At 70.3% G+C, this 12,817-nt stretch carries 12 protein-coding genes; 3 read left to right on the top strand and 9 right to left on the bottom strand.

Annotation, left to right across the window (positions count from 1 at the left end):
- Position 1 precedes the first annotated feature (1 nt).
- The 9 genes from ACFPFQ_RS20040 to ACFPFQ_RS20000 all read right to left on the bottom strand — a co-directional run bounded on the left by ACFPFQ_RS20040 (position 2) and on the right by ACFPFQ_RS20000 (position 9,162).
- Positions 2 to 679 carry an RraA family protein gene (locus tag ACFPFQ_RS20040; RefSeq protein WP_379620988.1) on the bottom strand — a complete coding sequence of 226 codons (678 nt, stop codon included), beginning with the start codon at positions 677 to 679 and terminating at the stop codon, positions 2 to 4.
- Positions 680 to 681: 2 nt separating this feature from the next.
- The gene (locus ACFPFQ_RS20035) at positions 682 to 1,353 is read right to left on the bottom strand and encodes an RraA family protein (protein WP_379620986.1); all 672 of its coding nucleotides are present in this window, start codon (positions 1,351 to 1,353) and stop codon (positions 682 to 684) included.
- A gap of 13 nt (positions 1,354 to 1,366) precedes the next feature.
- On the bottom strand, positions 1,367 to 2,341 hold the full coding sequence (locus tag ACFPFQ_RS20030) for an NAD-dependent epimerase/dehydratase family protein (RefSeq protein ID WP_379620984.1): 975 nt from the start codon (positions 2,339 to 2,341) through the stop codon (positions 1,367 to 1,369).
- A 136-nt stretch (positions 2,342 to 2,477) separates the two neighbouring features.
- Entirely contained in the window at positions 2,478 to 4,109 is a 1,632-nt protein-coding gene (locus tag ACFPFQ_RS20025; protein ID WP_379620982.1) for a PEP/pyruvate-binding domain-containing protein, read from the bottom strand.
- 32 nt (positions 4,110 to 4,141) lie between these two features.
- Entirely contained in the window at positions 4,142 to 4,858 is a 717-nt protein-coding gene (locus ACFPFQ_RS20020; RefSeq protein ID WP_379620980.1) for an SDR family NAD(P)-dependent oxidoreductase, read from the bottom strand.
- 17 nt (positions 4,859 to 4,875) lie between these two features.
- Positions 4,876 to 5,499: a MarR family transcriptional regulator gene (locus ACFPFQ_RS20015; protein WP_379620978.1), complete on the bottom strand. Its 624-nt coding sequence runs from the start codon at positions 5,497 to 5,499 to the stop codon at positions 4,876 to 4,878.
- Complete coding sequence (locus ACFPFQ_RS20010) at positions 5,496 to 7,154, bottom strand: hypothetical protein (protein ID WP_379620976.1); 1,659 nt, start codon at positions 7,152 to 7,154, stop codon at positions 5,496 to 5,498. Before ACFPFQ_RS20010 ends, ACFPFQ_RS20015 begins: the two co-directional genes overlap by 4 nt.
- Positions 7,151 to 7,891: a PEP-utilizing enzyme gene (locus ACFPFQ_RS20005; RefSeq protein WP_379620974.1), complete on the bottom strand. Its 741-nt coding sequence runs from the start codon at positions 7,889 to 7,891 to the stop codon at positions 7,151 to 7,153. The genes ACFPFQ_RS20010 and ACFPFQ_RS20005 overlap by 4 nt, the downstream gene beginning before the upstream one ends.
- A 56-nt stretch (positions 7,892 to 7,947) precedes the next feature.
- Positions 7,948 to 9,162: a cytochrome P450 gene (locus ACFPFQ_RS20000; RefSeq protein ID WP_379620972.1), complete on the bottom strand. Its 1,215-nt coding sequence runs from the start codon at positions 9,160 to 9,162 to the stop codon at positions 7,948 to 7,950.
- A gap of 399 nt (positions 9,163 to 9,561) precedes the next feature.
- Between ACFPFQ_RS20000 and ACFPFQ_RS19995 the strand changes: the two genes are divergently transcribed.
- The 3 genes from ACFPFQ_RS19995 to ACFPFQ_RS19985 form a co-directional block, all read left to right on the top strand.
- Positions 9,562 to 10,953 (top strand): MFS transporter, encoded by a 1,392-nt coding sequence (locus ACFPFQ_RS19995; RefSeq protein WP_379620970.1) that lies wholly within the window; start codon positions 9,562 to 9,564, stop codon positions 10,951 to 10,953.
- A gap of 110 nt (positions 10,954 to 11,063) precedes the next feature.
- Complete coding sequence (locus ACFPFQ_RS19990) at positions 11,064 to 11,771, top strand: GntR family transcriptional regulator (protein WP_379620968.1); 708 nt, start codon at positions 11,064 to 11,066, stop codon at positions 11,769 to 11,771.
- A gap of 44 nt (positions 11,772 to 11,815) precedes the next feature.
- A partial coding sequence (locus ACFPFQ_RS19985) for an AMP-binding protein (RefSeq protein ID WP_379620966.1) occupies positions 11,816 to 12,817 on the top strand: 1,002 nt, incomplete at its 3' end.

The following is a 12,817-nucleotide window of genomic DNA, read 5'->3' as shown; positions in this document are numbered from 1 at the left end:
ATCAGTCCTTCCTCGTCTGGAGGGTGTGGTAGCCGTTGGCCGCGCGTGCGTCGCGCAGGGACGCCCCGCCCTCGACGGCCGCGCGGATGGCCTCCTCGGCCTCCCGGATGCCGGCCGCGATGTCGATCACCTCGTGGACCCGGGCGGCCGGCACGCAGACGACCCCGTCGCCGTCGCCGACGAGGTAGTCCGCAGCCTCGACGCAGACCCCGCCGACGGTCACCGGGATGTCGTAGCTCTCCACCCGGACCCGGTCCTTGCCCGTCCGCATCCAGCGCGACCGCGCGTACAGCGGGTAGTCCAGGTCGACCGCACGGTCGGAGTCCCGGCAGACCCCGTCGATGACGGTGCCCGCGACGCCGCGCTGCGACGCGGTCGCGGTCAGCAGGTCACCCCAGACCGTGACGTCGAGCCGGCCCGCGTTCTCGATGACGACGACGGTGCCCGGAGCCAGGTCGTCGATGTAGTCGCCGACCGTCCCGCCGGTGCCGGTGATCGGCACGTAGCGCACCGTGAAGGCGCGTCCGACCAGCCGGGACGTCCGCTGCAGCGGCAGCAGCCCGGCGATCTGCGCGTTGATGCCCAGCTTGTCGAGGGCGTCGCTGACGTGGCTGGTGTCCAGGAGCGCCAGGTCCCGCACCGCCGGGTCGGTACCGGAGTCGGGGAGGGTCTCGGTCATCGTCAGCCCTTCAGGAGGTTCTCGTAGTCGGCGCCCATGACCTCGACCATGGGCAGGCCCTCGCGGACCTTGGCGACCATCGCGCGTTCCTTCGCGGCGACGGCCTCGGCCTTCACCAGTACGGTCTCGATCTCCGCTGCCGGCACGACGACCACGCCACTGCCGTCGGCGAGGACGAAGTCGCCGGGGCGGACCGGCACGCCGGCCAGCTCCACGTCGACGTTCCACGCCCGCTCGACCACCCGCCCGCGCGCCGTGACGGGAACCCCGGTGAGGGCGAAGACCGGCAGACCGAGGTCGGTCGCCTCGTCGACGTCGCGCACGGCGCCGTCGACGATCACGCCCTCGATCCCGGCCTGGCGTGCTCCGGTGCTCAACACCCCACCCCAGCCCGACACGTTCGGCCGGCCGTGGTGCGCGACGACCAGGACGTCACCGGGCCCGGAGGCGTCGATCGCCGCGGTGCCCAGGTGCCGGGGACTCGCCACCGTCCCGGCCTCGACCAGGTCGATCGTCACCGCGCGGCCCGCCAGCCGGTGGCGGCCGGTGACCGAGTGCAGGCCGAGCACCGCGCCGGACCGGCCCAGCGCGTCGAGCGCGTCGGACACCGCACACGTGTCCAGCGCACGCAGTCTCGTCACGTGGTCCGTCGCCACGCCTGTCTCTGTCGCCATGTCGTCGAACTCCTCAGATCGGGTTGGCGCGCAGCCAGTCGACGTACTCGGCGACGGCCTCGTCGACGGAGTACCGCGGGGCGAACCCGAACTCCTCGCGGATCCGGGTCGTGTCCACGACCATGCCCAGGGGCAGCTCGCTGCCCGGCGCACGCTCCGCGAGCTCGCACCCGAATCCCGGCACGGCCTTCTGCACGGCCTCCAGGACCCGCCCGTTGGTGAGCACCTCGCCCGCGCCGACGTTGTAGATCGTGTGCTTGGGCTTCGGCTCGAGGTGGACGGCCGAGATCGCCCGCCCGACGTCCTTGACGTAGAGCTGGTCGTAGCCGAACTCCGCGAGGGGAACACCGTCCACCCGGTCGGAGAAATCCGGGGCCTCGCCCCGCGCCGCGGCCCTGACGAGCCGGCTCGGCACGTTCAGGAAGGTCCGGTACATCGGCCCGTACGCACCGCTCGGGCGAACGGTCACGATCCGCAGTCCGGTCTGCCGCCGGTACATGCTGGCGACGACCTCGAGGGTCTTCTTCGCCCAGGACTGCACCATGTAGTTGTCCTCTGCCTCCTGCAACGGGACCAGCTGGTCCTCGCGGAACGGCATGAGGGCGGCGTCGAGGCCGTAGTACACGTCGAACGAGCTGGTCAACGTCAATCTCGGGACGTCGTACTCCCGGGCCGCCTCGAACATGTTCACGTAGTTCGAGATCCGCGTGGAGATCTCCTGCGCAGGCGAGAGTTCCTTCGGCGGATAGCCGGTGATGTCCAGGATGCTGTCGGGCCGGTGCTTGGCCACCAACGCGAACAGCTGCTCCTTGTCGGAGATGTCGACGGGCTCGATCACGGCGTCACCGCGCTCGACGGCCGCCCGGACAGCAGGGGTCTCGTGGTTGCGCCGGTGGGTCGTGAGGACCACCCGCTCGCCCTTGTCGAGGATCTCCTGGGCGGCGTGCAGCCCGATGAACCCGGTTCCACCCAGCACGATCGTCGTCATCGTGGAGCACCACCCTCCGTGGTCGCCATGACCACTGCTCTGCCCTCGTCGGCACGATCGAACCTACGTACGCACATCTGTGAATTCAATTCCGAATGCAGTGATTCGGCTCTGCGGAACGGCCCGCGAATCCTGGTCACAGCCTGCTCGCGGAGCGTGTCGCGGCGTGCTCGGCAGCCCATCCGACCAGGGTTCCCAGCTCCGGCAGGGCCAGCGCGAGGATCTCCTCCTCCTGCTCCGGCCGGGTGTCCGCTACCGCCACGTCGCCACGCCACACCTCGCCGGTCGTCCCGTCGATGGTGATCGTCTCCCCGGGTTCGATGCGCGTGCCGTCCGCCAGCACCGCTCCGTCCTCGCCGATGCGCAGCTCCGCAGCGCCGACGACAGCCGGGATCCCCCAGCCGCGCGCGACCACGGCCGCGTGGCTGACCAGGCCACCGGTCCCGGTCAGCACCCCGATCGAGACGGCCATGCCGGCCACGTCGTCGGGACTGGTGTCCGGCCGGACCAGGATCAGCGGATCGTCGCTCTCGTCCTCGGCGGCGAGTTCCGAGCTGAACACCGCCCTCCCCGACACCCGGCCCGGCGAGGCACCGAGAGCCACGGTCAGCGGCACCGTGCCCGGCACCGCGACCCCGGCCTCGGCGAGGCAGCTGCGGCGAGCCGTCAGCCGGATCGTTTCTGGTACCCGCTCGAGCGCCTCCGCGGGAGTCAGCGCGATCTCGGCCTCGCCCGCCATGGCCACGGCACACCGCACCGCGGCCACCGCGCTCCGCTTGCCGACGCGCGTCTGCAGCAGGTACAGCCGACCCCGCTCCACGGTGAACTCGACGTCGCAGATGTCGCGGTAGTGCACCTCGAGGCGGTGGAGCACGTGCCGCAGCTCGACCCACGTGTCCGGCATCGACGCCGCCATGTCCGCGACGGGAACAGTGCGCGCTCCGCCTGCCACGACGTCCTCGCCCTGGGCCTGTGGGAGGTAGTCGCCGTACGGTCGGGGCTCCCCGGTCGACGGATCACGCGAGAAGACCACGCCCGTCCCCGAGTCGGCACCCCGGTTGCCGAAGACCATCGCCTGGACGTTCACCGCGGTGCCGAGATCGTCCGGGATGCCTTCCCGCGCGCGGTACACCCGCGCGCGGGGGGAGTCCCACGACCGGAAGACGGCTTCGACCGCCGACCGCAGCTGGACGACCGGATCGTCCGGCACCGGGGTCCCGGTCGCCTCCGCGATCCGGGCCTTGAGATCGGCGACCTCGTTCTTCAACGAGCCGATGTCACCGTCGCGCCGGAGCCCGGGCATGTCGTGCCCGCAGCCCAGCACGGTGGTGCCGTACATCCGCAGGAACCGGCGGTAGCTGTCCCAGGCGAAGCGCTCGTCGGCCGACGAGCGGGCCAGCGCCTCGACGGTGACGTCGTTGAGGCCCAGGTCCAGAACGGTGTCCAACATGCCCGGCATGGAGCGCACCGAGCCGCTGCGCACGGCCAGGAGGAGTGGCTCCTCCGGGTCGCCGAGCCGTGATCCGGTCCGCTCCCCCAGCCGCGCGCACTGCTCGGCGAGGACCGCGTCCAGCCCGTCCGGCCACCCGTTCGCCCGGTGATCGCGGCAGAGCGGGATGCCGATCGTGAATCCCGGCGGGACCGGGAGGCCGAGGACCGTGGTCATCTCGGCCAGCCCGGCACCCTTCCCGCCGAGCAGCTCGGCCAGGGTGCGCGGGGGCGCGCCGTGATCGTGGTCGAAGGGGTAGACGGGGAACCCGTCGGGCACGGTGTGCTCCTTCCTGGATGGGCGGTGAACGGTCAGGTGAACGTCTTGCCGCCGTTGACCAGCAGCGCCTGTCCGGTGATGAACCCGCTGCCCTCACCGAGCAGGTACTCGACGGCGCCGCACACGTCGGCAGCGGTCCCGACCCTGCCCAGCGGGGTGCCCTTCGGGTCGTACTTCCCGGCACCGCCGACGAGGTTCAGCCCGCCCTCGGTCTCGGTGAACCCCGGTGAGACGGCATTGATCCGGACGTTCGCCGGACCGAGCTCGCGGGCGAGTGCCCGGGTCAGGCCGATGACGGCACCCTTGCTGGCGACGTAGTGCGAGAGGTTGACCGACCCGGCGTTGACCACCTCGCTGGCGATCGTGACAATGCTGCCGCCGCCGGCGGCCCGCAGTGCCGGAAGGGCGGCCCGGACCGTCAGCCACACGCCCTTGACGTTGACGTCCATGACCCGCGCGTACTCACCCAGGGTGAGCTCCTCGATCGGCGCGCGCACGATGCCGTCGAAGATCGCCGCGTTGGCGACGACGCCGTCCAGACCGCCCCACTCCTGCTGGGCGATGCCGACCACCTCCGCGAGGGAGTCCGGATCGGTGACGTCGCACTTCGCGACGCGCACCCCCGGCAGATCGATCGGGACGTCCTGGATGTCGACGGCGAGGACGCGGGCACCCCGGGCGGCGAAGTGCTCCGTGAAGGCGCGGCCCATCCCCTGGGCCGCGCCCGTGATCAGAATTCGTGCGGACATCGGTTCCTCGGTTTCCGTCAGCCCTCGTCAGCGGCGTCGCGGGTACGCCCCAGGCTGGTGATCAGGTCCTGGTGCAGTTCCATCCAGACGTCGTGGTACGACTCGGTCAGCGGCTTGGTGAACGCCGAGACCTCACCGCCCTGCACCCGTTCCAGTGCCGCACCGAGGCGCAGGGGGTAGCGGGCGAAGCGGGCGAGTGCCGCGCCGGCCGGCCCCAGGAACGCCGCGGCCGCACCGTGCAGCTCCGCGAGCTCCGACACCACACCGGCGTCGTACGCGGCGTCGGTGTGATCGTTGAGCTCGGAGCCGCGCAGCTGCCACCGCGTGCAGAGATCCTTGAACCGTCCGTTGAGCGGCAGGAACGCCTGGTAGACGTCCTCCAGAGCACCGACGGCGGCCGCGTCGACGTCCGCCGACAGCAGCTCGGCGTGCACGGCCCGGCCCGCGTCCACGAGCGCGAGTCCGCCGAGGCGGCCCTTGCGCCGCCGGACGAGCTCGGCCTCGAGCAGGTGCTCGACCTCGGCGAGGACCGCGTCCTGCGACAGCCCGGTCACCTCGGACAAGGCCGCCTCCGACGCCACACCCTTGACCTTGAGGGCGTGCAGGACCTGGAATCGGGTGGCCGTCGCGGTGTCGATCACGCCTCCGCCCCGGCCGTCGGGAACGACTGCCAGGTGGGTTCACCGGCGTCCGCGCGGATCTTGTCGAGGTCGGCGCGCCGCAGCGTGGAGCCCTTGCCCTCGATCAGGCGCGAGCCCTCCTGGGTGTGCTTGTACAGCGCGTCGACCTCGTCGGACTTCCAGTTCCACTTCACCCACGAGTCGTCGATGTGGACCCACGGCTCCTGCGCGCCCTTCGGGCGGAACGCACGGGCCTTGGAGTTGAACTCCTCCTGGGTGAGATCGCCCTGGGTCGTGCGCCACTTCCCGGTCTTGCCGGGCAGTGAGTTCTCCCCGCGCAGCTCGCCCCGGCCGTCCGGGTTGACCCGGCGCGAGTAGTCGTGGTCGCGCAGCACGTTGCTGGAGACCAGGAACCCCTGGCGGCCCGGGTGCGGGACCGGCGCCCCGGCGGGCTGGCCCGCCTTGCGCCAGATCTGGTAGTGCTCGGGGTGCAGGTAGTACTCGTTGGACGAGCCCTGCGGGCCCAGCAGGGCGGCCCAGTTCTCGACGTAGGAGTCGAGCGCGAACTCCTCGTTGTACATCGGGCGCAGCCGGTTGTTGCGCTCGTCGACGAACTCCCACTCCTCATGGCGGAACACCCCGGCCATGTGGGCGGGCTCGGCGAGGCCCTGGAAGTAGACGTAGAGACCGGCGTCGATGCGCTGCCGGGCGGTCCAGCCGGAGATCCGCTTGTAGAGCTTGCGGGTCGCCTGGGTCAGCGTCTCGGTGAGGTGCTCGAACGTGTCGGCGAGCTCCTTCGGCGAGCCCATCCCGACCGGGACGTGCCGCTCGCTCAGCGAGTCCGATGCGTAGAGCCCGACGCCCAGCACCTTGGACTGGTAGTCCTCAGGAGAGGTGTAGGCGCTGCCGAAGTCGGTGATCTCGATCCCGACGCCCTTGGTGATCACCGGCATGACGAGGTTGCCGAAGGGGACGTCCTCGGCAACGCCGTCCAGCCAGCTGAAGTCGCCCTCGGCCAGGTTCGTGAAGTGCCGGACGTGCATCAGCGTGTCGCCACCGAGCGCGTACGGACCACTGGAGTGCAGGCCGAGCCGGCACTCGCAGTGGGCCAGCAGGTTGTACTGGGTGGCGGTGGCGATGAACTTCGCCGCCGCGTTGCGCAGCTTCGGGTCGGCGTCGACGGCGATCGCGTCGGCCTCGAACACCTGCAGGGTGCGCTCGGCGTGCAGCGGGGCGATGTTGGCGGCATCCGCGGCGAACGTCGTGGCCCGCTCGCGGTTGAACGCCTTCATCATGCGGTTCCACCAGTCGCACATCAGCCACAGGTCCTCGAGGTTGTCCTCGGGACGGATCAGGCCCATGCGGATCAGGTTCGCGCGACCCAGCAGGTAGAAGTTGAAGTGGCAGTACGCCCGCATGTGCGTGAAGTTGTTGCTCGACTCCCGCGCCCAGTGCCCGATCTCCTCGGGCGTGACGTGCTGGGTGATCTCGCGGACGATGTCCGGGTACCGGTAGTACGACTCCGTCATGCACAGGTTGATGTAGGGCAGGACGGGGAAGAGCTTGGACTCCTGCGCCGTCCGGGTGATGAACAGGTTGACCAGGACGTTGTCCGAGCGCTGGAGCAGCGTGTTGACGTCGTAGAGCTGGGTCTCGGTGATCTGCCAGTCGCTCACGCCTGAACCTCCTCGATCAGTGCCGGCGGGTTCGACTCGCCGCCGTGGTAGGCCTCCGGGTTCTGCGCGGCGGACGAGTAGCGGACCCGCAGCCGCTCGCCGGTGCGCGGCTCCCGCCGGAACACGCAGCCCATCAGGACGGGCACCTCGAACTCGCGGGCGATGATCGCCAGGTGGCTGCGCACGGTGCCGGCCCGGCACAGGACCGCCGCGAACTCCGGAAGGATCGGGGCCGTCATCGTGCCGCCCGAGTCGTCGATGACGGCGATGACGCCTTCCGGAACGCCTTCCTCGATCAGCCGGGTGATCTCGTCGACCTCGCGCAGGACGAGGGCTTCGCCCTCGACGTCCGCGTGCCGGAAGACGTTGTCGCCCTGGCCGATGGCGCCCTCGGGGAGCCCGGAGAGGTCGATCCGACCCTCCTGCGCGGCGGCCCAGTCGGACCGCAGGATGTACAGCTCGGGATCCTCGTCGACCGCGATCTCGGAGCCGGAGAGCAGCTTGCGCCCCTCCGCCTCCATGAACGCCGCCACGACCTCACCCGCGAGCGCTTCCACCTCGGCGGCCGACAGCAGCTCCAGTGTCCGCGCGCTCGCCGCTTCCGCGAACGTCACGTCGTCTCCGAGCTTCTGGAAGTTCGCCTGGATCCGGTTCTGGATCTTCGCTTGCATCGAGCCCGACAATGCGGACACCGATGGCAGGGCCCACTTGGGCTCGGCCAGGGGATAACGACTCACGACAGCCTCCTTGCTGCTGGTCGGGGCCATGGCGGACCCGGGGGACGTGCGGGATGTCAGACGGGCCGGGCGACCGTTGCGGGAAGTCGCTTGAGGCCGGTGAAGGAGTTCGACGCGACCCGGACGCCGGGACCGGTGGCGGTGATCGAGAGCCCGCGCCGGAGGATCTCGGCGAAGAGGGCGACGGCCTCGGCCCGGGCCAGGTGCAGGCCCATGCACGCGTGGATCCCCCAGCCGAACGTGAGGTGCGGGTTCGGGGAACGGTCCACGACGAAGGTCTCCGGGTCGTCGAAGACGCTCTCGTCACGGTTCGCGCTGGCGAACCACGCGACGAGCTTCTGGCCCTTGCGGATCGGCTGACCCAGGATCTCCAGGTCCTCCAGGGCGGTGCGCCGGATGTTCGTCACCGGGGTGACCCACCGCAGCATCTCCTCGACGGCCGGTCCGAGCAGCCTCGGCTCCCCGCGCAGCCGCTCCCAGGTCCCCGGGTTCTGGTCGAGCACCTCGATGCCGCCGGAGATCAGGTGGCGCGTGGTCTCGTTGCCCGCCGCCACGAGCAGCACGTAGTAGGCCGCGAGATCGTCCCAGCCCAGCAGCTCGCCGTCGATCCGGCCCGCGCCGAGCCGGCTCGTCAGATCCTCCTGCGGATCGCGCCTGCGCTGCTCGGTGAGATCCTTGAAGTAGGCGAACAGCTCCTCCCTCGCGACATCGCGCATCGCCGGGTCGGGGAGGTAGTCGGGATCATCCGTGGTGATCTTGTTGGTCCAGTCGACCATGAGCGGGCAGTCCTCGGGCGGAACGCCGAGCACCCGGCCGAGGACCAGCATCGGCAGCCGCGCCGCGATGTCGTGCACGACATCGATGTGGCCCTTCGCCTCGGCCTCGTCGAGCAGGCCGGTGATCGCGGCGTGGATCATCTCCTCCCACGCCTTCACCCTGATCCCGCGCAGGTACGGCGCGGCGATCTGGCGCAGCTTCGCGTGCTTCGGGTCGTCCATGTTGTGCAGGCTGTGCAGCTTGCCCTCGGCGCGTCGGCTCTGGAGCATCGTGCCCTCGGCGTTCGAGAGCCTCGGCTGGTCCAGCATCGCGGCCTTGACGTCGTCGTAGCGGACGACCGACCAGAACCCCGGGCCGTCCGGCTCGTCGTTCCAGTGGATGGGCTCCGTCGCCCGGAGCCTGGCGAACATCTCGTGCTGCCGACCGGACGTGACGACGTCCAGGTCCATGAGATCGGCGTGCTCGGGACTGGGCGCGGAAGCGGATGGAACCACCGCTCGACCTCCTGTGGCACCGTCGTCGGTGCCGGTTGTCCATAGCTGACACTGCGTGGCGGGTATGCGTATCAGGTTTTGAATTCAGACGTGGAGACTATCGAACGTGGCGTACGCCATGCCAGCCCACCGCGGAAAGTAGTCGAAACTTCGGCCTGGACCTGCGCGAACTCTCGTCGTCCCGGCGGTCAACCCAGGTAAATCCAGCGCGAACAGCGCTGTGGCCCGCGGATACGAGGGCGTAGTCCGCGCAGATCCTTGCACAACTCTCCATTGACTGAACCCAAAATTAGTATACGATCTGACGCCTGGCGAGCAGCTAGTCACATCGACGGCTCCGCAACGGCCCCAGAGATCCTCCAGGCGGCCCCGGCTCACCTCGGCAACGACGGAGATGTCATGCCTTCCACCCGCCCGTCAGCACCACCATCCGACAGCAGCACCGGCCTCGATCCGCTCCGCCGGTCACTGGCCGACGAGCGCATGACCCGGTTTCAATGGGTCGTGGTCGCCGTCTGCGTCCTCGTCAACACCCTCGACGGGTTCGACATCCAGGTCATGGCGTTCACCTCGAACGCGGTCACCAAGGAGTTCGGTCTGTCGGGCTCGCAGCTCGGCCTCCTGCTCTCGGCGGGATTCGTCGGTATGGCGGCCGGATCGCTGTTGATCGCGCCCTTCGCCGATCGGGTCGGCCGTCGTCCGATCGTGCTCGCCTGCCTGGTCATCGCCGCCGTCGGGATGACCCTCTCGGCGATGACCCAGTCCGCGGAGCAGCTCGGACTGCTGCGGGTCCTCACGGGCCTCGGTATCGGTGGCATCCTGGCCAGCAACACGGTGATCGCGGGCGAGTACGCCTCCCGACGCTGGCACGGCATGACGATCGCCCTGACCGCCACGGGCTACTCCGTGGGCGCGATCGTGGGCGGGATCCTCTCGGTGACGCTCCAGAGCAGCTTCGGTTGGCGCTCGGTGTTCCTGTTCGGCGGCCTGGCGACCGCCGCGGTGCTCGTGCTCGCCGCGTTCCTGCTGCCCGAGTCGCTCGACCACCTGCTGACGCGCCAGCCGCCGCGGGCCCTCGACCGGGTCAACCGGTTGGCCCGGCGCATGGGCCGGGCTCCCCTCGATGCGCTGCCCGCGAAGCCGCCGCGCACCGCCCGCGGCGTGGCGGGCGGACTGCGCAAGCTGCTCGGGCCGGAGCTACGACGCTCGACACTGATCCTGTGGGTCGGATTCTTCCTGGTGCTGGCCGGCTTCTACTTCGTCACCAGCTGGACGCCCCGACTGCTCGTCGAGGCCGGCCTCACCCCCGGCGCCGGCATCTCCGGCGGGGTGCTGATCAACATCGGCGGCCTGTTCGGGTCGGTCGCGCTCGGCTTCTTCACGGCCCGGTTCGCGATGCGCAAGGTCGTTTTCGGGTACCTGCTCACCTCTGCGGTGATGCTGGCGCTGTTCATCACGACCGTCGGCTCTCTCCCGCTCGCCCTCTGCGTCGCCGCCCTCATCGGCCTCTTCCTCATCGGTTGCGTCGCGGGCCTGTACGCGCTGGTCACCGCCGTCTACGACGCCGACGTCCGCGCTACCGGGATGGGCACGGCCGTGGGGATCGGCCGGATCGGCGCCATCATCGCCCCGATCGCGGCGGGCGCGCTGCTCGACGGTGGCTGGACCCCCAACGCCCTGTACGTCTCGATCGCCGTCGCCTTCGCCGTCACGGCGGTCGTCCTCCTCGCTCTGCGGACGTCCGATCCGCGGGCTGTGGACTCCCCCGCAGCCGCCGGGGCGAACCGGTGACGCGGTCGCCCGGCGAGCGCGCCCGACAGGACGCGCGCGGCTCGGTGGCTATCGTTGGGATCGACGGGCGCCGGTTCGCGGTGTCGGCTACGGGGGCGGAGGGGCCACGAGTGTCGGAGCCAGCCGCGGAGGTGCCGTCCGACGGGGAACCGCGAACCAGTTCGGTCGCCGCGGCCGTCGAGTCACTCCGCCGGAGCGTGCTGCTCTGCGAGCTCATGCCGGGGCAGCAGATCCGCCAGGACGAGATGGCCGCGACACTCGGGGTCAGCCGAGTCCCCCTCCGCGAGGCGCTGCGCGTCCTGGCCGGTGAAGGCCTGCTGATTCACCGTCCCCACCAGGGCTACTTCGTCGCCAAGCTCAGCGCCGAGCAGTTCCAGCAGATCGTCTTCCTGTTGGACTACCTCGAGACGGAGCTGATCCGCACAGCTCGATGGCCGACGACCGAGGAACTGCAGCAGCTGTGCGACCTCAACGCGCAGGTCCTGCACGCATCCGAGGCGTCGGACCTGGCGACGGCCGCCGACCTCAACCGCCGGCTGCACTTCATGGTGTTCCGCCTGTCGCCGCAGGAGTTCCTCCTCGGCGAGGCCGAGCGCTTCTGGCAGCTCGCTCAGCCCTACCGGCTCCTGCACGTGGCAAGTTCCGACATGACACGCTCGGCCCACCAGCACAACGAGCTGATCGACGCACTCGCGGCTCACGACCGCGGCCTCTGCCTGCGGATCAGCTCCGACCACCGCCGGTCCACGACCGCGGTGGCGATCGGCATGATCGACTCGGCGGGCGCGAGCCGACACCGGCCCGTCGCCGGTCTCTGAGCCCGCCCCCTCTCCTGCCCCGCCGGGGCGAAAGGACGCCGTCCATGACCACCACGTCTCCCGGGACGACCGAGACCTACCGCGCCGCTCGGGATCTGCTGCAGGACCTGTCCTCCGACTACGCCAAGGCGGTGGCCGAGTTCGCCTGGCCGGATCTCGGGGACCGCTTCAACTGGGCGATCGACTGGTTCGACGCCGTCGCGCGCGGCGTGGACCGCACCGCACTGTGGATCGTCGAGGAGGACGGGTCGGAGGCGAAGTACTCCTTCGACGAGATGGCCCGTCGCTCGGACCAGGCCGCCGCGCACCTGGCGGCCAACGGCGTGGCCCGGGGCGACCGCGTGCTCCTGATGCTGAACAACCAGGTCGAGCTGTGGGAGGCGATGCTCGCGGTGATGAAGCTCGGCGCGGTCATCCTGCCGACCACCACCGCACTGGGCCCCACCGATCTGGTGGACCGCATCGAGCGCGGCGGCGCCCGCCACGTCCTGGCCAACAGCGCCGACACGGGCAAGTTCGACGACGTCCCGGGCGAGTACACGAGGTTCGTGGTGGGCGAGGGCGCACCGGGCTGGGTGTCCTACCGCGAGGCCTACGACCTCGACGTCGCACCCGCGCAGCACCCGGGCACCGCGCCGGACGACCCGCAGCTGCTGTACTTCACCTCGGGCACGACGAACAAGCCCAAGTTGGTGCTGCACACCCAGGTCTCCTATCCCGTCGGGCACCTGGCCACGTCGTTCTGGGTGGCGGCCAAGCCGGGCGACGTGCACCTCAACATCAGCTCGCCCGGTTGGGCCAAGCATGCCTGGAGCTGCTTCTTCGCCCCGTGGATCGCGCAGGCCACGATCTTCGTCTACAACTACGCGCGCTTCGACGCGGCCGCGCTGCTGGGGCAGATCCGCCGGGCCGGGGTGAACACCTTCTGCGCGCCGCCGACGGTGTGGCGCATGCTGATCAAGGCCGACCTGACCGGCGGCCCGGGCGCGCTGCGCGAGTTGCTCTCGGCGGGCGAGCCGCTCAACCCCGAGGTCATGGAGCAGGTG

The sequence above is a fragment of the Pseudonocardia sp. GCM10023141 genome, from assembly GCF_042653605.1.
The sequence above is the reverse complement of the archived record's forward strand: the minus strand, read 5'-3'. Positions and strand labels throughout refer to the sequence as shown.

Excerpts from the sequence above, each read along its gene's own strand:
- ACFPFQ_RS20040 (WP_379620988.1), bottom strand. The coding sequence starts at position 679 with ATGACCGAGACCCTCCCCGACTCCGGTACCGACCCGGCGGTGCGGGAC.
- ACFPFQ_RS20035 (WP_379620986.1), bottom strand. The coding sequence starts at position 1,353 with ATGGCGACAGAGACAGGCGTGGCGACGGACCACGTGACGAGACTGCGT.
- ACFPFQ_RS20030 (WP_379620984.1), bottom strand. The coding sequence starts at position 2,341 with ATGACGACGATCGTGCTGGGTGGAACCGGGTTCATCGGGCTGCACGCC.
- ACFPFQ_RS20020 (WP_379620980.1), bottom strand. The coding sequence starts at position 4,858 with ATGTCCGCACGAATTCTGATCACGGGCGCGGCCCAGGGGATGGGCCGC.
- ACFPFQ_RS19995 (WP_379620970.1), top strand. The coding sequence starts at position 9,562 with ATGCCTTCCACCCGCCCGTCAGCACCACCATCCGACAGCAGCACCGGC.